Origin of the sequence: Neptuniibacter sp. QD37_11, from assembly GCF_047778105.1 — a bacterium.
Lineage (GTDB): Bacteria > Pseudomonadota > Gammaproteobacteria > Pseudomonadales > Balneatricaceae > Neptuniibacter.
In genome coordinates this window covers 246,877-264,131 of record NZ_CP180554.1, presented here as the reverse complement: position 1 = coordinate 264,131, position 17,255 = coordinate 246,877, and the positions used below count along the sequence as shown (strand labels likewise).

Annotated in this window: 33 protein-coding genes; 6 read left to right on the top strand and 27 right to left on the bottom strand. The window is 42.7% G+C overall.

Annotated elements, in window-relative coordinates; genetic code table 11:
• From ACMXYT_RS18790 to ACMXYT_RS18755, 8 genes are all read right to left on the bottom strand, one after another.
• Complete coding sequence (locus tag ACMXYT_RS18790; protein ID WP_415913136.1) at window positions 1-354, bottom strand: hypothetical protein; 354 nt, start codon at window positions 352-354, stop codon at window positions 1-3.
• A complete protein-coding gene (locus tag ACMXYT_RS18785) occupies window positions 335-712 on the bottom strand; it encodes a hypothetical protein (protein ID WP_415913135.1) in 378 nt (125 codons plus the stop codon). The genes ACMXYT_RS18790 and ACMXYT_RS18785 overlap by 20 nt, the downstream gene beginning before the upstream one ends.
• A 45-nt stretch (window positions 713-757) precedes the next feature.
• Window positions 758-1,435: a hypothetical protein gene (locus ACMXYT_RS18780; protein WP_415913134.1), complete on the bottom strand. Its 678-nt coding sequence runs from the start codon at window positions 1,433-1,435 to the stop codon at window positions 758-760.
• Between the two features lie 43 nt (window positions 1,436-1,478).
• Window positions 1,479-2,228 (bottom strand): hypothetical protein, encoded by a 750-nt coding sequence (locus tag ACMXYT_RS18775; protein WP_415913133.1) that lies wholly within the window; start codon window positions 2,226-2,228, stop codon window positions 1,479-1,481.
• A 252-nt stretch (window positions 2,229-2,480) separates the two neighbouring features.
• Complete coding sequence (locus ACMXYT_RS18770) at window positions 2,481-3,077, bottom strand: YiiX/YebB-like N1pC/P60 family cysteine hydrolase (RefSeq protein WP_415913132.1); 597 nt, start codon at window positions 3,075-3,077, stop codon at window positions 2,481-2,483.
• Window positions 3,078-3,307: 230 nt separating this feature from the next.
• Window positions 3,308-4,312: a hypothetical protein gene (locus ACMXYT_RS18765; RefSeq protein WP_415913131.1), complete on the bottom strand. Its 1,005-nt coding sequence runs from the start codon at window positions 4,310-4,312 to the stop codon at window positions 3,308-3,310.
• On the bottom strand, window positions 4,309-5,205 hold the full coding sequence (locus ACMXYT_RS18760) for a hypothetical protein (protein ID WP_415913130.1): 897 nt from the start codon (window positions 5,203-5,205) through the stop codon (window positions 4,309-4,311). Before ACMXYT_RS18760 ends, ACMXYT_RS18765 begins: the two co-directional genes overlap by 4 nt.
• A 25-nt stretch (window positions 5,206-5,230) precedes the next feature.
• A complete protein-coding gene (locus ACMXYT_RS18755) occupies window positions 5,231-5,512 on the bottom strand; it encodes a hypothetical protein (RefSeq protein WP_415913129.1) in 282 nt (93 codons plus the stop codon).
• A 228-nt stretch (window positions 5,513-5,740) separates the two neighbouring features.
• Between ACMXYT_RS18755 and ACMXYT_RS18750 the strand changes: the two genes are divergently transcribed.
• Window positions 5,741-6,277: a hypothetical protein gene (locus tag ACMXYT_RS18750; protein WP_415913128.1), complete on the top strand. Its 537-nt coding sequence runs from the start codon at window positions 5,741-5,743 to the stop codon at window positions 6,275-6,277.
• A 40-nt stretch (window positions 6,278-6,317) separates the two neighbouring features.
• Here ACMXYT_RS18750 and ACMXYT_RS18745 read toward each other — a convergent pair whose 3' ends face one another.
• Window positions 6,318-6,686 carry a hypothetical protein gene (locus ACMXYT_RS18745; RefSeq protein ID WP_415913127.1) on the bottom strand — a complete coding sequence of 123 codons (369 nt, stop codon included), beginning with the start codon at window positions 6,684-6,686 and terminating at the stop codon, window positions 6,318-6,320.
• Between the two features lie 211 nt (window positions 6,687-6,897).
• The gene (locus tag ACMXYT_RS18740; RefSeq protein WP_415913126.1) at window positions 6,898-7,089 is read right to left on the bottom strand and encodes a hypothetical protein; all 192 of its coding nucleotides are present in this window, start codon (window positions 7,087-7,089) and stop codon (window positions 6,898-6,900) included.
• Between the two features lie 92 nt (window positions 7,090-7,181).
• On the opposite strand from ACMXYT_RS18740, the gene ACMXYT_RS18735 reads away from it, so the two are divergent.
• Window positions 7,182-7,367: a hypothetical protein gene (locus ACMXYT_RS18735; protein ID WP_415913125.1), complete on the top strand. Its 186-nt coding sequence runs from the start codon at window positions 7,182-7,184 to the stop codon at window positions 7,365-7,367.
• 38 nt (window positions 7,368-7,405) lie between these two features.
• Here ACMXYT_RS18735 and ACMXYT_RS18730 read toward each other — a convergent pair whose 3' ends face one another.
• The 7 genes from ACMXYT_RS18730 to ACMXYT_RS18700 form a co-directional block, all read right to left on the bottom strand.
• Window positions 7,406-7,570: a hypothetical protein gene (locus tag ACMXYT_RS18730; RefSeq protein WP_415913124.1), complete on the bottom strand. Its 165-nt coding sequence runs from the start codon at window positions 7,568-7,570 to the stop codon at window positions 7,406-7,408.
• 15 nt (window positions 7,571-7,585) lie between these two features.
• Complete coding sequence (locus tag ACMXYT_RS18725) at window positions 7,586-7,897, bottom strand: hypothetical protein (RefSeq protein WP_415913123.1); 312 nt, start codon at window positions 7,895-7,897, stop codon at window positions 7,586-7,588.
• Window positions 7,898-8,167: 270 nt separating this feature from the next.
• Window positions 8,168-8,773 (bottom strand): lytic transglycosylase domain-containing protein, encoded by a 606-nt coding sequence (locus tag ACMXYT_RS18720; protein ID WP_415913122.1) that lies wholly within the window; start codon window positions 8,771-8,773, stop codon window positions 8,168-8,170.
• Window positions 8,774-8,955: 182 nt separating this feature from the next.
• Window positions 8,956-9,600, bottom strand: coding sequence for a hypothetical protein (locus ACMXYT_RS18715; RefSeq protein ID WP_415913121.1), 645 nt, complete (start codon window positions 9,598-9,600; stop codon window positions 8,956-8,958).
• On the bottom strand, window positions 9,600-10,139 hold the full coding sequence (locus ACMXYT_RS18710) for a hypothetical protein (protein WP_415913120.1): 540 nt from the start codon (window positions 10,137-10,139) through the stop codon (window positions 9,600-9,602). Before ACMXYT_RS18710 ends, ACMXYT_RS18715 begins: the two co-directional genes overlap by 1 nt.
• Before the next feature lie 13 nt (window positions 10,140-10,152).
• Window positions 10,153-10,449, bottom strand: a complete 297-nt coding sequence (locus ACMXYT_RS18705; protein WP_415913119.1) for a hypothetical protein — start codon at window positions 10,447-10,449, stop codon at window positions 10,153-10,155.
• A gap of 306 nt (window positions 10,450-10,755) precedes the next feature.
• Window positions 10,756-11,469 (bottom strand): hypothetical protein, encoded by a 714-nt coding sequence (locus ACMXYT_RS18700; RefSeq protein WP_415913118.1) that lies wholly within the window; start codon window positions 11,467-11,469, stop codon window positions 10,756-10,758.
• 211 nt (window positions 11,470-11,680) lie between these two features.
• Between ACMXYT_RS18700 and ACMXYT_RS18695 the strand changes: the two genes are divergently transcribed.
• Window positions 11,681-11,833, top strand: a complete 153-nt coding sequence (locus ACMXYT_RS18695; RefSeq protein ID WP_415913117.1) for a transposase — start codon at window positions 11,681-11,683, stop codon at window positions 11,831-11,833.
• Between the two features lie 118 nt (window positions 11,834-11,951).
• On the opposite strand, the gene ACMXYT_RS18690 is transcribed toward ACMXYT_RS18695, so the two are convergent.
• From ACMXYT_RS18690 to ACMXYT_RS18645, 10 genes are read right to left on the bottom strand one after another with little or no spacing between them, the layout of a single operon-like run.
• A complete protein-coding gene (locus tag ACMXYT_RS18690) occupies window positions 11,952-12,200 on the bottom strand; it encodes a hypothetical protein (protein WP_415913116.1) in 249 nt (82 codons plus the stop codon).
• Window positions 12,197-12,727 carry a hypothetical protein gene (locus ACMXYT_RS18685; protein ID WP_415913115.1) on the bottom strand — a complete coding sequence of 177 codons (531 nt, stop codon included), beginning with the start codon at window positions 12,725-12,727 and terminating at the stop codon, window positions 12,197-12,199. Before ACMXYT_RS18685 ends, ACMXYT_RS18690 begins: the two co-directional genes overlap by 4 nt.
• A gap of 57 nt (window positions 12,728-12,784) precedes the next feature.
• A complete protein-coding gene (locus ACMXYT_RS18680) occupies window positions 12,785-13,075 on the bottom strand; it encodes a hypothetical protein (RefSeq protein WP_415913114.1) in 291 nt (96 codons plus the stop codon).
• 17 nt (window positions 13,076-13,092) lie between these two features.
• The gene (locus tag ACMXYT_RS18675) at window positions 13,093-13,569 is read right to left on the bottom strand and encodes a hypothetical protein (protein WP_415913113.1); all 477 of its coding nucleotides are present in this window, start codon (window positions 13,567-13,569) and stop codon (window positions 13,093-13,095) included.
• A complete protein-coding gene (locus ACMXYT_RS18670) occupies window positions 13,559-13,834 on the bottom strand; it encodes a hypothetical protein (protein WP_415913112.1) in 276 nt (91 codons plus the stop codon). The genes ACMXYT_RS18675 and ACMXYT_RS18670 overlap by 11 nt, the downstream gene beginning before the upstream one ends.
• The gene (locus tag ACMXYT_RS18665) at window positions 13,827-14,069 is read right to left on the bottom strand and encodes a hypothetical protein (RefSeq protein ID WP_415913111.1); all 243 of its coding nucleotides are present in this window, start codon (window positions 14,067-14,069) and stop codon (window positions 13,827-13,829) included. Before ACMXYT_RS18665 ends, ACMXYT_RS18670 begins: the two co-directional genes overlap by 8 nt.
• Window positions 14,070-14,128: 59 nt before the next feature.
• Window positions 14,129-14,428, bottom strand: a complete 300-nt coding sequence (locus ACMXYT_RS18660) for a hypothetical protein (protein ID WP_415913110.1) — start codon at window positions 14,426-14,428, stop codon at window positions 14,129-14,131.
• Window positions 14,429-14,468: 40 nt separating this feature from the next.
• Complete coding sequence (locus ACMXYT_RS18655) at window positions 14,469-15,026, bottom strand: hypothetical protein (protein WP_415913109.1); 558 nt, start codon at window positions 15,024-15,026, stop codon at window positions 14,469-14,471.
• On the bottom strand, window positions 15,023-15,277 hold the full coding sequence (locus ACMXYT_RS18650; RefSeq protein ID WP_415913108.1) for a hypothetical protein: 255 nt from the start codon (window positions 15,275-15,277) through the stop codon (window positions 15,023-15,025). Before ACMXYT_RS18650 ends, ACMXYT_RS18655 begins: the two co-directional genes overlap by 4 nt.
• Window positions 15,274-15,501 carry a hypothetical protein gene (locus ACMXYT_RS18645; protein WP_415913107.1) on the bottom strand — a complete coding sequence of 76 codons (228 nt, stop codon included), beginning with the start codon at window positions 15,499-15,501 and terminating at the stop codon, window positions 15,274-15,276. Before ACMXYT_RS18645 ends, ACMXYT_RS18650 begins: the two co-directional genes overlap by 4 nt.
• A gap of 149 nt (window positions 15,502-15,650) precedes the next feature.
• Between ACMXYT_RS18645 and ACMXYT_RS18640 the strand changes: the two genes are divergently transcribed.
• From ACMXYT_RS18640 to ACMXYT_RS18630, 3 genes are read left to right on the top strand one after another with little or no spacing between them, the layout of a single operon-like run.
• A complete protein-coding gene (locus tag ACMXYT_RS18640; RefSeq protein ID WP_415913106.1) occupies window positions 15,651-16,001 on the top strand; it encodes a hypothetical protein in 351 nt (116 codons plus the stop codon).
• 40 nt (window positions 16,002-16,041) lie between these two features.
• Window positions 16,042-16,299, top strand: coding sequence for a hypothetical protein (locus tag ACMXYT_RS18635; RefSeq protein WP_415913105.1), 258 nt, complete (start codon window positions 16,042-16,044; stop codon window positions 16,297-16,299).
• Between the two features lie 11 nt (window positions 16,300-16,310).
• A complete protein-coding gene (locus tag ACMXYT_RS18630) occupies window positions 16,311-17,153 on the top strand; it encodes a nuclease-related domain-containing protein (protein WP_415913104.1) in 843 nt (280 codons plus the stop codon).
• The last annotated feature ends 102 nt before the right edge of the window (window positions 17,154-17,255 follow it).

Here is a 17,255-nt window from a genome sequence, read left to right as displayed (position 1 = left end):
TTAGGTCGCCGTCCGGCTTCGGTATTTTTTAACTTTGCTGATCCCGTAAGCGGTTTTTGAACCCGGCCCCAATCCTACCCAGTAGCTCTCAAGGTGTTTCTTATCAACAAGTTCCTTGAGAGCTCTGATACGTAGTTGGGTTACCGGCTTATACCATGTGGATTTCCACAGGCCGACCTGAAGTGAAGTTGGAGTATCAGAATAGAGGGCTTGCCTTATTTCAGCTTGATGGGGTAGGTGGAACCGCTCTGCAAACGACAGGTCTGCGTCCCAGTCCCAAGAGCTCTGCTCTCTTACGCCATGATTGAATTGGTTTAGCAGGAACTTAGCCTGCTCACTCAGCGCGCCTTTCATGGTGGAGTACCTTCGATATATTTGCAGTTAAAGTATCAACCTGCTGGACTATGCTCTCTATTTGCTCAGGCTCAATAGCATCTATAAGCGCAAGACACTGGCTTAGTTTTTTCTGTGCGGCTGATTTTTGACCATTTAGCAGGAACGCCTGAACTTCTTTAGGTGTAGCAAGGCGCGCTCTAATCTCGGGGCTCCCTTGCTTTACTCCAGTATAACGATTAAACACACCGCCAGTGAGTGTTCGGACTTCATGGCAATCAACATCTGAAACTTTGTGCAAGGTATCATAGCAAATATTGCTTTGGTCCCCATAGACCCAATCGCCCGGCTGTGCATCTTGAAGTCCAAAATCTGACATGGATGATCTCCTTTTTATTTATTATAACACCTATTGAATACCGGATTAAGTTTTGCCTTCTGTGCTGCCAAATGGATTTAGGGAAGTTCCTATTTTACTAGCACTTTCCAGCACCCCCTTTCCAAAGCTACCGATACTTTCCGCGGTCTCAGTTACCTTATTGCTTGTTGCATTGATAGCCACATTTCCCTTTTTCCAGCCAGTCTGTGCCAATTCCTGCGTATAATTTACAGGATTCATGATTGTTTCCTGTACATCCATAAAAAATTTAGGTGTCTTTACCTGTATAGTCTCTTCTACCTGTTCTAGCAGACTTGGACCTTCTACCTCTCTAAGGCGGTCATTAAGCGCATGCGTTCCTTTTGACTTAGGCGCTACTTCCTTGGCTTTTACCTCTTTGTCCTCAATGTCTATAAAGGTGATAGCTTGGGCAACGGTTACGTAACCCTGCTTATCCGCTTTTTTTGTGATGTACTTCAGGCCCTTTTTGGATAAACCTTGTTCTTGGGCAACCGCCTCAAGCCACTCATCGGGCATACGCTCTTTCCGTAAGTCTAAAGCATGCTCTGCTGCTTTGGTGACTTCTCCCGCTACCATCAATCCAATGCCCACAGGAATTGCACCTGTGAATGCTGCTACCATCCCGCCCATCTCAAGCACTAGCCCTAGGCCAAGCGCTTTAGGTTGCTTGGCAATTTCCACTTCTTTTCTAATACTCTTCATCTATTTACCTGACCAATTGTCTCTGATTTTGAAATAATTCAATCTAGCAAATAACAGGATTGGTTTTATTTGAATTTCCACTCTCATCAAAGGCTATCTCAGGAATGACGTCAGAAGATAACAGATTTACTATCAATACTGTGGAGTGCTCTTCATCGTGGTACACACCCGCATCAATACGTCGCATAACATCATCATGCAGGCCTTTAAGGTAATTTGAAATATCAACCTCTATGGGGTTTGCACATTCCTTGATAAGGTCAGTTACGAACTCTGGATTGGTTTCCAGTGCAGTGATTGCACGCATCGCACGGTCTGATTCAAAAGGGTCAGCCGCATGCACTTCCCAGAGGTAGTTCCCAGACTCGTCGCTGTAGTGCAAGGTATAGAAACCATCATTTTCCATAAAGTAAGCATTGCAGTACTCTATATTGGCATCCGTAGCGTTTTTTAAGGCATTGGTAAGCCACTCTGTCATCAGAGGCCATGTTAGCATCCGCTTCCCAAAATAAACATGATTGTCTTTATGGGTATAGACGTTAAGCCGATCATTCCCTATTCCATAGGCAACATCTGCGGGTGGCTGGTGGTCATGTTCGATAGGAAGAAGGCTCATTGTTTCCCCATCGATATCAAAGGATACAGCACCTTTTGCTTTAGGCGAACACGAATATCCGAAACAGGCAAAAGAGGGGTCAAACCCCTGTGCTCTAACAACGTGATCTGGAAAAATTGAGATATGGTCAGCACGTGTCATATTCATGCCGTCGATATTGATGATATGGGGTTCCATAAGACCTCTGATACTTTATATATACAAGAAAACGGGCCTGATGGCCCGTTGTTTATTACGTTCTTACTTAAGGGCGATGCTCTGGCTCATCTGGAGGAGTGCCCACCCACGGGTTGTCCTCTTCATCTTTATCCAGATCACCGTAATGATCTTCCCAATCGCGATCACCATCAGCCATAGTTTGTCTCCTTAAGTTGGCTAAGAAGTGTCATTATATATTATGTGTCATTGGAGTCAATAATATAATGGTTATTAATGCGGTGGATTCGCGAATACCGTCTCCAGTTTCTCATCTACTAATTGGCTAGCCGGGGTAATGGTTATACGGCTATATGGAATTTTACCAAAGTACCATGCGCGCCAGAAAATAAGTTTAGCCTGCGGATTTTCAGCTAATAACTCACCTAAGGTTTGTAGTTTTCCGATTTCAATCCCTAGCGCTTCTTTAAAGCTTAAATAGACAAATTTGGAACAAAATTGTCGTTTGGATTCAAATTTAAAACCCGTGTGATAAAAACGGCCCATGTACTGAAGTGAAGCGGCTTTCAGTGCCGTCACCTGATCCTGTGACAGCCCACCTTTGATGCGCTTAATCATGACCTGAGCTTTATCGGTCCGAGCAATAAAGTCTTCTAGTGGCACTTTACGGACAGTTGGAATGGCCGACTCAAGAACCGCAAACTCCCCGTTCTCATCTTTAATTATATAACCTACATGTGAAGTAAAAGAACCCGAGTCATGCGCTACTCGACGAAAAAGAAAAGCGGGAATCGCAGTAAAAATAATATCACCTTCTTGGATATCGGCTTTAATCTGGTTGATATCTAACTCTGGGGCAATCGTTCTCATGGTTTATCTCCTAAATTGATGGTTATTATTTTATTCATAAACTCAGGATTAGGGGCTAAAATTAAATAAGGGGACACTATGTGTGACTTAAAGTGCCATATTTTGACATCCTAAGGGGTAGGGAAGTAACTCGCCCCTTCAGTGGCTACATCTCGATGAATCACCTCTTGTGAAATAAACAATCTCCATAAATGGAACAATAACCCCGGCATCGCCGGGGTTATCATGTTTTATTGCTGCCACCACTTTCGCTCAACTAACTTCCGGATAGCTTTTTCAGGTTTGTGATGCCCTTCATATAATAGCCCACAAATCACTTCCATCAGATCCTTATGTGCTTCTGGATGAACTTTGTTTTGCTTGATGATAGCGCGTTTATTTGGCGCGAATCCCTTGAGCTTATAGCGAACTTTTAATTCTTTACAGCGCTGAAGCTCAGTCTCAATTATGACCTTGCAATCATCTTGGCTAGGCAAAGCATTTTGACTTTGGAGTAGAGATTCGATGTCTGTAAATTCGAAAATCTCAGGGTAAACCACGGCCATAATAACCAATGGGTGAAGTTGCGATGCTTTGCCTACAAATTCGCAGTAGCGCGCCCCAACACGCGTGGTATTTGCGGCATCGGACAAGTGAGGCATGGTAACTACAGTAACACTGCCATCCGCTTTTAGCGTAGGTATATCACCTTCTAAATCAGGTACTAGTTCAAACTGAAATACATTACCGTTAGGATTGGTCAAAACTGTTGGAATTCTTTCGCTGGCGATACGCTGTTCTTCAGCCTGAGGAATGGTTCCAGTTAATGGACTGTCGCACAAAGGCCCTAAAGACAGTAAATGCTTCTTATCTTTCAGTGAACCCGGCACCTTAGAGAAGGCATAAGTAGGATTGGTAATCTTCACCAACTCGGCTTTGTTCGCTAGCAGATACTCAAAGGTTTTCTGGAATTGCTCCCCGCTAATGCTCTCGCTGCAGGGCTCCATAGTTAGCGTGTTAGGCATATCCTTTGGAAAGATACGGCAGTATTGGTCAATTGAGAGTTCACCTTCAACCGGCTTAAGATATTTAGACTTACTCTCCGGGTTATTGTTAATATCGTCACAGCGCGCTCTCAGTTCGCTCAAAAGGGTTACCCATACAGGGGCCTCTCGACTAAGTAATTCGGAAAAATACGCCTTAGCAGCTTTGGCAGCGGTCTGAGACTTAAATTCAGCTTGTAGTGTAATGCTCATTGATGCACCTCAGTTGCAGCTGGGAATACTTCAGGAAGCTGACCGCCAGACTCTAGGCCTTCGATCAGTTGCTTGGCCGTCATTGAGTCTACGAACCAACCGCCGTTTTCAGTCGTATACCGAACAATAAGGTCAGCGTATTCGAGGTAGGTAAGTCGGTCACAAGTGTTAGCGATCGTGCCAAGGATATGAACGGTAGCGTTCATTGTTGGCCGCCCAGCCGGATGATCTTTTGTGATCAAATCAATCTGCCCCATGAGATCGCCTGCACCATCAAATTCCTGACAAAGTGTCGTAGCACGCGGATTGAAGCTAAAGTCGTCACGCTCCTGCAATAAAGCCATGCAGCGCATCATCGTAGTATTAGCATCCTCAGATTGACGCTCTATGATGTTGCCCATGATGCTACGGATAGCACCACGTAAGGCTTGGCGCGCCTCGACTGGAATATTCTCCTCATCCTCCTTATCATCATGCTGGCCACCACAGCAAGGGCATATATTCTCTTCCATATTAGCGATATGGGTCATATGCTTAGTGAAAGACGGTAGAGAGTGAATATACTGATTAAAGCCTTCATGAGTCATCAGTCCAAGCATGCTAATGTCGTCATCTTCATGTCCAACATCAAACATGACGACAACATCAATCAAATCAAACACCAAGAAGGCATGGAAAGAGGTTTCCGGAATCGAATAAGGATTACTTACTGATACGGCAAAACCCGAGGTATCTTCGATTAAGCAGCCGAGCATGGACTCAATCTGATATTCGAAGGGCTCAAGCCGTTCAGACAAGGCTTCTTCATATTCAAAATTGGCTATTGCTGGGTGAGAGGAGAGTTCCGAGAGCATTAAAGCAGTTGCATCAGGATACGCTTTATTAATTGTCATAAATATTCTCTTTTAAAGTGCGGGTTTATCGCCACGCATAAACTTCTTCTAGATCTACGGTTCTGCCCATAGTCTCTTCTAGCTGGCGCCATACCTGCTGGAAGTAATGTTTTCTTCGCTTAACTTCTTCCTGAGATATTTCACCATCACAGCAAAGGTTCTCAGGGCTTAGGTCGTTAGCCACCAACAAGAATATAGATTGGCACTCCCGCGGTCTCATTGGAAATAGGATCTCAGAATCACCAAACAGTTTACGGAATGAATTTTTGCTATCCAAGTATCGGCTTAACGCATCAGGTTGATCCATGACTACCTCTCTCCTCTAATAATTCATATTATAAGAATAAACACCAGAATAGCAAGTAGGATTATAGCGACTGCAGGAATATAACCGTGTTATAATTATTTAAATAAAAAACAAAAGCCGCATTGATACATTTCTTTGTAAGTCAGAGTGTGGGCATGACTTTACATCTTGGTGCAGCTAAACAAATATTTGAGAAGTTGGTCTTTAATTCCCCATATATGAGCACTTATGAAAATTAGCGAATGTGAAGCAGCGATAAAGCGCGGTACAGAACAATTTATTGAAGCCAATGACATTTCTTACACCTCGCGCGTGGCAATGACAGATGGCTTTGATTTTGTACTCGGCAAAGATGACGGCTCCATGGTCTATTTCGATGCGGTGTTACTTGGAACATACATTGAGGAAGATTACTATTTCCAATTTCCTTTTCATCCAGAGCACCCCGCGATCACGGAGCAAAATCGGGAAATGTATTTTTCCCTTAAAGCATTTGGTGAAAAGATTGAGATGGTTGAATTGACGCAGATGAATTTAGGATTTAATCCACTAGAAGTACCGATGACTCATTTGAAACGTCGCCTTCCTAACCAAGAGGTGCATATAGGAGCCAGTGGCCTTGTCGAGTCGATCTATACTCTTGATCAGGTTTTGGCTGTAGCAGCCACATTCCACAAGGCTGATATTGTTGTGGCGGTGAATGGAGAAGGCTATTCGCATTATCTAGCGGTTATAGATCCATCCCCACGTGCTTTGGGCGATTAGTTCGATATTGATTGGATAGTCGCATTGTAACCTCCGACGGCTAATTCAAAGAATTACGTCGTAGAATGCGGTGGACATTTTGTTCAATGACCATGGTTTGTAAGCAGGAGCTAAATCTATCAATGTCAACGGGGATATCCGCATCATTATATAAAATGACACCCGGCTGTTTAGCTAAACTAAGCCAGTCACGAACATCGTTAAGCCAGAGCTGGCGAATGATATTGAGTTCAAAATAACGGCGTTTTTTTCCAACCCCGCTTTTAGTACCACCCATATCTAGAATAACTTGATCGTCCGACTGACGCTCACGAATCCAGTCTGCGAGAGTAGGCCGAAAAGAGGAGAGTAGGCCAACATCGGTTTTGCTTGCATGAACAAGCTCAGTTAAATCTAAGTAAAAGCGCATTATTATAATCCTTTGCTTCTCGCAGCCACTACCTAACAGCATACTAGGATGATATTAAAAAGTGATGACAGTGGAGTATGTGTTGCTGCGGTAAAAGTATATCTTGTGTTACTTATATTATAAGGCTAAAAAATACACAGTCAAGCAAAAGAATAGAGGTTGGAGAAGGGAACTAGGGGCTATTTACCCCTAGTATGAAGCATGAGGAAGTCTAATCCACTAGTCCTTCAGCATATGCATTTGTAACAGCTTCTTCGACTTGGTGCTTCCCGTCTTGCCGTGCTGCGTGTCGAGCAGCATGCGCTTGCCTTTCAGAGTTTTTCCGGTTTTGATTTGCCGTAAGGTGATGAATCTCATCAGTTTGAACTCGGCCTTTATTTGTATCAGGTGTATATGGACGCATAATCGTCTCCTATCCATCAGCACTACCGTAAGTGCTTGATTTATTTATAACAGAAATTAAAATAGAATTGCAAGAACTTAGGAGATATTAATGTGACGATAAATGAAATGATAGGAAATGCTCTTCTGGAAGCTCAGAGGGATGATCAGGCTTCAAAAGAGACTGTCGCGATGTACCTTGGGTTGTTGGCACCAAAAGAGGCTGAATTTAAACGCGAGCAGGATGCTTTAAGTAGCGCCCAAACAAACAAGTTCTTAGATAGACGCTACTCTACTTAACGAATTATTGCTGCTCAACATTATTTACATTAGTTGAGCTAGCCTTCATCCTGCACGACATAGACACGATGGTAACCCTTGTGAATCAACTCCATTTGAAGGTTGTATGCTTCTGAAATCCCCATAGATTCTGTTGTGGCCAGTTCACCTTCAAGGGCCTTTCCGTATTGAACAACAAACTGAAATGCTGGAATATTACTCATATATCTTACTGCTCTCTAGGCTGCATGCACTTCTTTGATTCGATTAAGCTCTGCTATACTGTCCGCCAACTCTTCGGCTAACAGTTCTTCCATACCAAAGATATTATCAACCTCAAAATCACCACTTTCCCAAAGGCCTTGTGCCTCAACAGGGATTTGAATTAACCTCTTGAGCCTTGGGGACCAGTAGCGCCCGGGTTCCACCGTGATTTCAACTCTGCAGGCGCGCCGAGTTTTAGTAAGGTAGTCCGGGCTTATCTCCACAACTCTTCCGGCTTCTAGTGCGATCCACCATTCATGGGATTGAGGGTTTAGTACATTACACATATTGGGTTACTTTGTTGGAATTATCATAACAGTTATATTAACTCCAACCATAGTGCTTTGGAAGATATTTAACGTTATATTTATGCGCCTAAAGTAGGTACTATAACTCGCCAAACCGGCTTGGTAGTGTTCCTAGAGCAGCGCGGCATCACATCTATCCAAAATCGTGGAAGATCATGTCGTTCCACATAGTCCTGAGCCCACTTGATCGCTGCACTTTTTGTCAATCCTGACTTAACTTCTTTTTGACCCTTTCTCATAACAAGTCTCCTAGGCGTTATCGCCGCTCAAATCAATCGACAAATAACGGTTATAGTAACGCTCAATTTTGCTAAGGTATCGGTGTCGGGCACCACGCAGTCTATCTCTTTTCACATTTGAAGGCCCTACGTTGTACATTTCTAATGCGCAGCCAATAGAACCACAATCAATCTCATACTGACTCAATATCATCGCCGCACAGTTAACGTTCACTTCTGGCCTTTTCACGTCACCGCAGATGGCATTCCAATAGTCAGGGCGCACCTGAGCCAAACCATACGCATTTACAGAGGATTTTACATGGTAGCGATAAGAAGACTCGGTCTGAATCAAAGCTGCGAGTAACCCCGGCTCGACACCCGTTAAATAGTAGGCATCAACTATCCATCCTGAAACCTCCAGCGCCTTCTCCTGATTTACATTAAAAGCCTTACTAATCCTAGGAGCAATATGTTCTGCTTCCAGAATAAACGGGTCATTTAGTTGCAGTTCTAGCTGGTAACTAACTGTCTGATTTCTTGGGATGATAGCGCTTTTCGCATCAGTGTAAAGGACAGGCGAAAGCATCATAATAAGTAATATTGCCACGCAGAGCAGGATGGCGGTTCGGTTCATACTGAATCTCTCAATCTTCCTGATTTTTTATATATTATAAAGATAATTAAAAAGATTTCAAGTTTTGCATGAGTCTGCCGATACAATACCATTTTTTACGCACAAAAAAGCCATCAGTGATGGCTTTTTGCTTGTGAATACTGAGTTTATATAATTAGAATGAAGTTAGCTCTAATTCATCTTTATTTACCACTGGCGGATCGGAACGCCGCAACTGCAAGCTCAGCTACAGTAGATGTATCAGCAGATAAGGTCGCTTTTTCTTCAAGCTGACCTTGAGCCCAATCTAACTCTATTTTGGTAATTAGACCGTCTGACAAAATCTTGCTTAATACAGGGTCAGGATTTTCAACCGAAAGCATTGCTTTTGCGAGCTTATGTACATCTGCGGATGCTAACTCTAGGGTGAAGTTTTCCGCCTCAACCACATTTTCTGCAAACAGCTTTAGTGACGTGGCATCTTTACGATCGTAGTATTCCTGAATGGCATCTGCGTAAGGGTGATTTGGCGCAACTTCCTCAATATTCGAGAGTAGGCTATTTATTTCATCCACCTTAACTTTATCGATGGAGGAGATTGAGCCCAGTATAATTATCGTAAATAAGGTGCAAAAAAATGAAGCTTCCTCTGCAGGCAGCCCTTTTGTATTAATTTTAAAATAGTTGATGCTCTTATATATCCCCGTTATTAGAGGGATGGCGTAAATACTTATAGCAAAGGAAAGACTGATTGAAGAAAAGTCTTCCAAGCACACTCCAATCCAAAACAGCCCTGAAATAAGTAACCAGAAGTAGGGCAGATCGGTATCAAAAATCTTTTTTAACATTATTTAACTCCCGCATGACGGCCTTTTAAGCGCGCCTTATTATTTTGACAAAGTTTCAAGTAGTGCTCATTTTCATAGACCTCTACTTGAGAAAGTATTTCTCGCTTATCGTATTCAAAACCATACGCTTCTGCGAATGAATCCATATCTTTCAGGAAGGCTGTAATACACTCTTTTCGTTTAAATAACGGAATAAGTGTCTTGTAGTACTGCTGAACTTCCTGACAGGGTTTGGCATAAGCCTCAGTTTCTATAGTGCAGAATTTTGCTGCTGCGAGCAGTTGGCCGCATTCCTCAGTGAAGGGCTTAATAATTACTTCGTTTCCTGCTAAAAGGTACGACATCTCAATTTGAGGTAACAAACAGCGAACTTCATACGCAGAATAGTATGCTTCTGAGGCATCAATGATAGGGTCTCTTCTCTTAGGCTTGCATCGCTCTGTAAGAGTGTTCGGAGGGTATTCGGTCATTTTCTCGACAAACGGCGCAATTGACTTCAAAAGCGCTTTAGGGTGCGACTGTTCTAATTCGGTAGTCATTTAATTTCCTAGATTAATCTAATGGGGAGAGCTGTGTTGATTCAAAAACCTCATGTGATTCATCAACTAAACCTTTTCGCTTCATGAGTCGCCAAGTAGGCGCGGTAAGCTTATCTTTCCAAATTTCGAAAAAGCCTTCACCTTTCTTGTAAAAAGTAACAGTGCCATACTGATCTCGTTTGCAAAGCATATCTGGGTCTTGCAAATAACGCTCAGCCGCTTCAATACGAGCTGCTACCTGTCCCTTGCGATTATAGATGCTGTGAAAAAAGGAATATATGTGTCCGAGAAGAAGGATTAGGTTATCCATAAGTGTCTCCTGTTTGAATCTTAGATATTATAAGGATAAATAAATTTACTTCAAGCGTGGCCATCTAATTTTGCTCTTCGTTGCCTTTATGAATTACAGAGCAAGCAGGGTAAATAGAGCATATGTTGATAGAACTTTTAAATATCAATCAACTATTTATAGGTCTGCAAAAAAAAGGTAGATCAGAGGGGGTGGGGTCGGCGATCATTGATGAGAGAGTTATGAAACCGACCCCGGGACGGGCTGAGCATCTTTGATGATGGGCCCGTTTGATTAGAATCGCACAGAGTGGCGATATTTTCAATACTATAATGGCAATTTATTATCGGCTGTTATCTCATGTATACGTCGTGATGGGTAATTGGTTACAATATTGCAAGGGCCTTCTAATCTCCTATCCAAACGCGTCATATAACGGTAGTCGCTGTCGATCTCATTGACATGATTTTTCATATGCTCACCCATTAGTGGATATGCCTGCTCATTTCCTACATGGATCTTTGCTTTATTTAATGCAGTTTTACTCCGCCCATAGAGGAATGATGCCTTCTGCTTTGAGCCAGCCTCAGTTTTAGCCTCACGCTTAGCTTTTAGAAGGTAGTATGCCGCACACTCCACTTGTTCATAAGCCACCTGCTCAGCTGCACTTTTATTGACCGGCTGCGGGGGTTCAAGTAGCTCGTCATCAAGTGCGATAGAGGGTGTTGAAATACTCATGTTATCAGCAGTTATTCCAAAATCTGGTTTTTTGAATGAAGGGAGTACGCCAAGTGGACCCTCCTGCTTGGCAAGTTCCTTATCTTGCTGAATCAGCGTGTCAGCTAAACTACTCTTGGCTTTATTCGCAGATGCTTGAGCATTAGCTGCGGATGTTCTATCAACCGCCATTCCATTAGCTTCCAGTGCTACAGCTTGAATACTTACACTTGAAATACCGGGTGTGTTAATTGGAGTTGAATTGGCAGTTGCATTACCTGCTGTCAGCATAATTGCAAGCGCGAGAGTACTGTAGCGAATCATAATAAGGCCTATTATTTTTATGATTTATTATATCAATTATAAGTTTAAAGACAAGAGGGTCGAAATTTGTGGTAAGAAGTTTAACGCGATTTAAATTGAGATTTATTGAATCTTTCAATGGGGAAGACGATCATATTCATGCCTTGATTTCACTTCATCCTTCTATTGAGCCAGCAAATTAATAAACTCGATCAAAACCGTCAGTAGCAGGATGGCCAAAAAGCACCTTTCTGGTCACCTAAAAAAATATTACTGGGGTACTAATGCTCTTTGGAATAGGAGCTATTGCCTCCTATCGGTCGGTGGAGCCCCAATTGAAGTGCTAAAAGAATATATTGAACAGCAAAATAGACCAAAAACCTGAGCTATCCATCCCCCACCTGAAGGAAGGGGCTTTCCGCGCTTATTGGTAAATAATTCAGCTGATCAGGATGTGGCCGGTATCTTTATTGAGCCTGTGCAAAGCCCACAGATTAAGTCCGTCAGCTATTTTCCTTAAAGCTTTTTATCTGCTGGAGCTTCTGAAACAAGTCTTCCTTGTTGGATAGGAGTTCAAACATCGATGCGCGCCTATGCTCCTTCGCGTGGTCTGCTGCAGTTGCGGCAGCTCGTAACAATCCTTGCACATCTCTCAAGCCCGGCTCATAGGTAAATTCAGTGATCAGTTTGGTGTTTATCAACAATTCAAACTCACTATCAGAGGCATTTTCTTTAGGTCGAATTATAATCATTCGGCTGTTTCCGTTTTAGCGCCCTCTGAAAATCCATGTTTCTGTAATGCCGCTTTAACACCCAAGCTATCAGCATCCTTGCAGATATTTGCAATATTCTCCTGAACGCCGTTGATAATCTTTGCTTTGCGAGGCTCAATCATCTCGCTAAATGTTGGATTGGCGTCACTTTTCATTAAGTTGACAATCATGTACTTAAGAGAAAGCTTTTCTGCAGCTTCAGGATCTTGATCGAGAAAGTCAGCAGCATCACGCAAGCAATCACCTAGGCCATCAATCTCGCGTTCATGGTTGAATTGACCCACCTCACCGGCAGCGGTTCGGATGCGGTAGTGATTTAACCCAATGTTGGGCGCTTCCTCAGGGCTGATATTTTCAATGAAAATCATGGCGTTAATCTTTTCGCTTATATGGCGGGTGTATGATTTCTTCAGAACGCTCTTTCTGGCCCTGACCATACCAGTGGCACCCTCGGCAGCGATCGTCGCTGTAAGTCCAACTTGCGCTGCAAGGTGTGCATTGGTCATGGCACGGATAGTGTTCAGACTCTTTTAAAACAAATGATGTACTCATTATATATTAACTTAATTTTGTTTTCTTAAGGTTGTGTCAATTTTATCTGAAATTGCCGAGGTCATGCTGATACCTGCTTGTAGGCCTTCTCGGACATTAGCAATGGACTCAGGAAGGTCACTACTATACACGCTTCCATTGTTTTCATAGTGAGCTTTGATGCGCTCATATTCAGCAGTAGATGGATCTGCATTGCCTACGTTAAATGCTGCAGCCCCAAAACAAGCCATTGAAACACCCATGGCCGTCACCGTAATTTTCCCAAGGGGTAATTTATAGATCCAATTTAAAACTTTAAACATATTTTAATACCAGTTGCTCAAAAGATAAAATCAGTGATTTCTTTAAATAATACTTTCACACCATGCATAAAGGGGTGAACGCCTAAGAAATGATCGTTTTCTTCCAGATAAGCCATGTATACAGCCTTATCCGCCTCATAGGTCGCTAATGCAAGCTCTACACGAACAGGAAGGTCTCGAACCTCCATGGCCTCTGCAACATCTGCTGGGAGTGTTGAATCAGTTACAAGCCCTTTGTCGATGTTGTTCATATGTCTTTGTAGAGCGGAGCGATGCACTCGAATTTCTGTACTTAACTGACTTAATATAGCATGAGAGGCCATTGCCTTATCATACAGAATGCGCGCCTCTGTCTCATATGTTGGCTTGCCAAGCACTACACGGGCAAGAGGCTCATCACGAGCGAAGCCAATTGAAAGCAGGGTTACAGACAATAAGGTGAGGAATATTACGCCATATTTTAATACGGCCATTCCATTAAATTTAACTACCATTGCTGACTCCTTGGTCCTTAATAAGAGCCTCAAGCCTCTCAATGCGCTTTGCTAGCCCAGCATTGATGGTCTTTTGCTTCTCAACCTCACTTTTCAAAGTTCTAACAATAGCCTCATCCGACTTGAGCAAGGTACTTTCAGTTTCCAAAAGCTCTTCCTTTAACTGGATTACCTGAAGGCCATGGGCATTAGCGGAGACTGCACTCATCATTAGCACAGCGCTAAGCAGGGCCTGCGGGATGACCGAGAGCATTTTTTTACTCACCCTTACGCTCCTCCAGTTTTGAAATTGCCGTCTCAAGCTTTTTAATACGCTCCTTAAGACTTTCGATTCGAGCATCGCGCTTACCGAGCTCTTCCCGCACACTAACAACAACGCTCTGAATGAGGCTAGAGGCCGTTTCCGGAGAAATGTATTCATGTCGAGATGATGATGTATGTGCCATAGCTGATCCAGCCGACATGGCAAGAGCAAGGGCTGCAAAGAATCGCTTATTCATTGTTATTTTCCTGTTTAGTTTGATTTACTATAACAAAAAATAAATACCATGCAAGCTTTCTAGCTCTCAAATACCTTGAAACTAATATCATCAATGATGGTGGGGCTGTTAGGTCCCGTATATAGACCGCCAACATTGTACTCATAATCATCGAGCGCCTCAGCCTCAGTCATATCAGCTCTTTGCATCATGATGCTAAGTATTTTACCCATACTATACGTTACCGAGAATAAAGGGTTGCCAACTTCTTGATCGACCCTTTCATGCAGCCCAATGATGGCTTCATCAAAATCTTCCAAAAAAGTAACATCACAAGAATGCTCTTGGGCATACAGCGTAATAGCTTCACGGATACTCATATCTCTCTTCTTATTTTTTAGGTTTTGGTTTTTTGTGAAATTAGCCTGCAACAAAACTATGCATATGCCCGCTGCGCGAAGCATCAGGCTCGTTTGTAACACTATCGTTAGGGCAGATTTTTACTTGAATGTATAGCTCCGTCGATTCCCAATTGGGGTTAATGTACGGTACAGCTTCTGGGTTTTTGTTTTTGATCTTGCCTGTATGGCACTGCATGCATCGCACGCCTTCTTGCGCATCCTTATAGTAAATCTCATGCGGCGTTTTCTCGGCACACTGCCCACATTCACGTAGGCCTAGCTCAAGGGTACGGCCTTCTTTTTCGCAAATAAGATTGCCATGCTGGTGCATAAGTAGGGATAGTTTACCGGTTAGGGTATCCAGTAGTTCTGCTTTATACTCATTAGTATCAATAGGGTCGGTCATACTATCAATATGGGAGTAGATAACTTCAATTAATTGCGCTTCTACGCGTGCAATACCAGAAACATGATGAGCTTTACGATCATCTGACTGATGATTAATCAATAGGTGCATGATTTCTTGCTGACTCAACTGATTCTCAGATAGAAATTTTGCTAATTGCTGTGTTCTCATAGGGCTTTTTGTTTCTCCGGATGCAAAAGAAGATCTATTAGTTTAACAGGGTCATTCCCATACTGCTCAATCAGTGGGGCGACAGTCATGTAGTCATAGATACCACCGCCAATCATGAGCCCCCAGCCTAAAGTGAGTATCCCCCAATGCCCAGCACTCCATTTCTGAACGCTTTTGGTTTTAACTAAAATGGCTGAGATAATACAAATTACCATGCCAGATAGGCCTAAGATTAACCCTAAAGGTGTCATTTCTGCTCCTTAACCTTGGTGATAACGCTTTTTTGAGCTGACTTAGGGCAGGGCATTAGTCCGGGTGTGTCTTTTCGGCGCACACAACTCATATTGTGACTTACATCTTTGGTTATCGCTGCCGTAGCGGGGCAGTCAGTGCTGTCTGGGGATTTAAAACGCAATGGCATTAGTGCGAAAACAACCAACGCTATCCCAAATAGAAGCAAAAGAAATTCAAACATTAGAATGCACCTCCCATAAGAGTGAGTAGGTTAGCATTAATTGCCTATATAATAAATAGGCTATCAGTAAACATCGTGGGCTTATTTTGATGACTATTTCTTGTATTTGAGATATTATTATAACAATAACAATTGAGTGTCCATTTCGAATGAAAGTTCTGCCAACCATATACACTGCATCTGCTTTATTCCAACTTCCAAAGCAAGATCCTGACGCTTGCAAAGAAATGCTTCTTGAACAGTGGCAAGAGGGCGTTAGACAGAGTTTTAACGCAAGAATGACCTTTAAAATAGACAAGCTTGTAAGGCGCCTTAATTTTGTATCCAATCAGATGAGTGAGTCAGACAGCGCCTTCAACTCGCGAAGTCTTGATTGCCAATATATTCAAGGTGAACATCGGAAGGAATACGAGGACGTAATTGACCGCACAATGCACTCTAAATTGGGCTTTTTGCTTAGTAGAGAAGAGACAAAGGCTGAAGCTACTTTGGCCTACTAAAGCTTAATAATTACCGTTTAATATTATTTGGAGATTATCAATGGACAATAAAGCATTAGAAAAACTTCACTTAGCTAGCTTAAGTCAATCTAAAGAGCTTAGTGAGAGTAAGTTGTGCGGTTGTTACTACTGCATCGTATCCATGTCAGCAGATAAAGTGTCTGACTGGAAAAATTCTGCAGCAAAGACCGGGCCTGTCTGCCCGAATTGTGGCACGAATTCTATTATCGGCGATGAACTAGGTCAGTCGATTACAGATGAATTGCTGAGCGCAATGAATACTCGCTATTTTTCATAGGTTATTAGCGTATGGCAATCATTAAGGCCAAGGTCATTAGGAAACTACGCACGCGACAACAGGCTTACGGCGATAAGCATGAAAAAGATGTTGCGTTCTATCTTCGTCGCGCGTTCAAGGATGATGATCGGTACCACGTATTTAATGACTTACGTATTGTTTTCGATGGTGAAGTGGCGCAAATAGACCACCTTATTCTCCATAAGAAAGGCTTTGTACTTATTGAGTCCAAAAGTATTTACGGAGAAGTGAAGGTGAATAAGAGAGGTGAATGGCAACGAAGTCATAATGGTCACTGGAAGGGTATGGCATCACCTATCCGTCAGGTAGAGCTTCAAAAACACCTACTTCAGAACCTCCTTTATGCTAATGATTCGAAACTACTCGGCAAGTTCCTTGGGCTTCAGCAAGGCTTTGGTGGACGGCTCTGGAGTCTGGCTTGCGCCGTATCTAACAATTGCGTACTTCATCGTGATGAAATACCGATGCAAATCAGCGACAAGGTGGTTAAAGCTGAGAATATTGAATACATTGTCAGGGCTCTTGCTCAGGAATCATTGTCACTCAGGGATCTAATCAAAAGCAGCCAGCCGAGCTTTACAGATGTTGAACTGGAAAATATATGTAATTTTCTACTTGAATCTCATGTTGATTGCAGTCAGCTACATAGTAATTTGCCCACTGATGAACAAGAGATTCAAAGTTGCCTGAATGGTAAGTTAGATAATTTACCAACCTGTAAACACTGCGGCGCCTCTGGCGATCTCTTAAAAGAAAAAAGAGGGCGATACGGGCCCTATTACCAATGCGATAGCTGTAGCAAAAACACCTCGCTCAAACATGCTTTTAATTAAGGTTGATGGCACACAATTCTCTATATTTAGCGTGCCGAAAAGCGGGTTTTTGAAGATATTTTCTATGATATTTGCTATAATATATAAATAGACAGATTTTAT

Bases quoted from the DNA above. Each gene is read 5' to 3' on its own strand.
- ACMXYT_RS18790 (WP_415913136.1), bottom strand. From the start codon at position 354: ATGAAAGGCGCGCTGAGTGAGCAGGCTAAGTTCCTGCTAAACCAATTC.
- ACMXYT_RS18775 (WP_415913133.1), bottom strand. From the start codon at position 2,228: ATGGAACCCCATATCATCAATATCGACGGCATGAATATGACACGTGCT.
- ACMXYT_RS18725 (WP_415913123.1), bottom strand. From the start codon at position 7,897: ATGTGTAATGTACTAAACCCTCAATCCCATGAATGGTGGATCGCACTA.
- ACMXYT_RS18710 (WP_415913120.1), bottom strand. From the start codon at position 10,139: ATGACTACCGAATTAGAACAGTCGCACCCTAAAGCGCTTTTGAAGTCA.
- ACMXYT_RS18730 (WP_415913124.1), bottom strand. From the start codon at position 7,570: ATGAGTAATATTCCAGCATTTCAGTTTGTTGTTCAATACGGAAAGGCC.
- ACMXYT_RS18780 (WP_415913134.1), bottom strand. From the start codon at position 1,435: ATGAAGAGTATTAGAAAAGAAGTGGAAATTGCCAAGCAACCTAAAGCG.
- ACMXYT_RS18765 (WP_415913131.1), bottom strand. From the start codon at position 4,312: ATGAGCATTACACTACAAGCTGAATTTAAGTCTCAGACCGCTGCCAAA.
- ACMXYT_RS18650 (WP_415913108.1), bottom strand. From the start codon at position 15,277: ATGACACCTTTAGGGTTAATCTTAGGCCTATCTGGCATGGTAATTTGT.
- ACMXYT_RS18750 (WP_415913128.1), top strand. From the start codon at position 5,741: ATGAAAATTAGCGAATGTGAAGCAGCGATAAAGCGCGGTACAGAACAA.
- ACMXYT_RS18640 (WP_415913106.1), top strand. From the start codon at position 15,651: ATGAAAGTTCTGCCAACCATATACACTGCATCTGCTTTATTCCAACTT.
- ACMXYT_RS18655 (WP_415913109.1), bottom strand. From the start codon at position 15,026: ATGAGAACACAGCAATTAGCAAAATTTCTATCTGAGAATCAGTTGAGT.
- ACMXYT_RS18700 (WP_415913118.1), bottom strand. From the start codon at position 11,469: ATGATTCGCTACAGTACTCTCGCGCTTGCAATTATGCTGACAGCAGGT.
- ACMXYT_RS18690 (WP_415913116.1), bottom strand. From the start codon at position 12,200: ATGATTATAATTCGACCTAAAGAAAATGCCTCTGATAGTGAGTTTGAA.
- ACMXYT_RS18720 (WP_415913122.1), bottom strand. From the start codon at position 8,773: ATGAACCGAACCGCCATCCTGCTCTGCGTGGCAATATTACTTATTATG.
- ACMXYT_RS18770 (WP_415913132.1), bottom strand. From the start codon at position 3,077: ATGAGAACGATTGCCCCAGAGTTAGATATCAACCAGATTAAAGCCGAT.
- ACMXYT_RS18760 (WP_415913130.1), bottom strand. From the start codon at position 5,205: ATGACAATTAATAAAGCGTATCCTGATGCAACTGCTTTAATGCTCTCG.
- ACMXYT_RS18785 (WP_415913135.1), bottom strand. From the start codon at position 712: ATGTCAGATTTTGGACTTCAAGATGCACAGCCGGGCGATTGGGTCTAT.
- ACMXYT_RS18675 (WP_415913113.1), bottom strand. From the start codon at position 13,569: ATGGTAGTTAAATTTAATGGAATGGCCGTATTAAAATATGGCGTAATA.
- ACMXYT_RS18635 (WP_415913105.1), top strand. From the start codon at position 16,042: ATGGACAATAAAGCATTAGAAAAACTTCACTTAGCTAGCTTAAGTCAA.
- ACMXYT_RS18740 (WP_415913126.1), bottom strand. From the start codon at position 7,089: ATGCGTCCATATACACCTGATACAAATAAAGGCCGAGTTCAAACTGAT.
- ACMXYT_RS18685 (WP_415913115.1), bottom strand. From the start codon at position 12,727: ATGACCAATGCACACCTTGCAGCGCAAGTTGGACTTACAGCGACGATC.
- ACMXYT_RS18680 (WP_415913114.1), bottom strand. From the start codon at position 13,075: ATGTTTAAAGTTTTAAATTGGATCTATAAATTACCCCTTGGGAAAATT.
- ACMXYT_RS18755 (WP_415913129.1), bottom strand. From the start codon at position 5,512: ATGGATCAACCTGATGCGTTAAGCCGATACTTGGATAGCAAAAATTCA.
- ACMXYT_RS18715 (WP_415913121.1), bottom strand. From the start codon at position 9,600: ATGTTAAAAAAGATTTTTGATACCGATCTGCCCTACTTCTGGTTACTT.
- ACMXYT_RS18645 (WP_415913107.1), bottom strand. From the start codon at position 15,501: ATGTTTGAATTTCTTTTGCTTCTATTTGGGATAGCGTTGGTTGTTTTC.
- ACMXYT_RS18660 (WP_415913110.1), bottom strand. From the start codon at position 14,428: ATGAGTATCCGTGAAGCTATTACGCTGTATGCCCAAGAGCATTCTTGT.
- ACMXYT_RS18665 (WP_415913111.1), bottom strand. From the start codon at position 14,069: ATGAATAAGCGATTCTTTGCAGCCCTTGCTCTTGCCATGTCGGCTGGA.
- ACMXYT_RS18705 (WP_415913119.1), bottom strand. From the start codon at position 10,449: ATGGATAACCTAATCCTTCTTCTCGGACACATATATTCCTTTTTTCAC.
- ACMXYT_RS18630 (WP_415913104.1), top strand. From the start codon at position 16,311: ATGGCAATCATTAAGGCCAAGGTCATTAGGAAACTACGCACGCGACAA.
- ACMXYT_RS18695 (WP_415913117.1), top strand. From the start codon at position 11,681: ATGGCCAAAAAGCACCTTTCTGGTCACCTAAAAAAATATTACTGGGGT.
- ACMXYT_RS18745 (WP_415913127.1), bottom strand. From the start codon at position 6,686: ATGCGCTTTTACTTAGATTTAACTGAGCTTGTTCATGCAAGCAAAACC.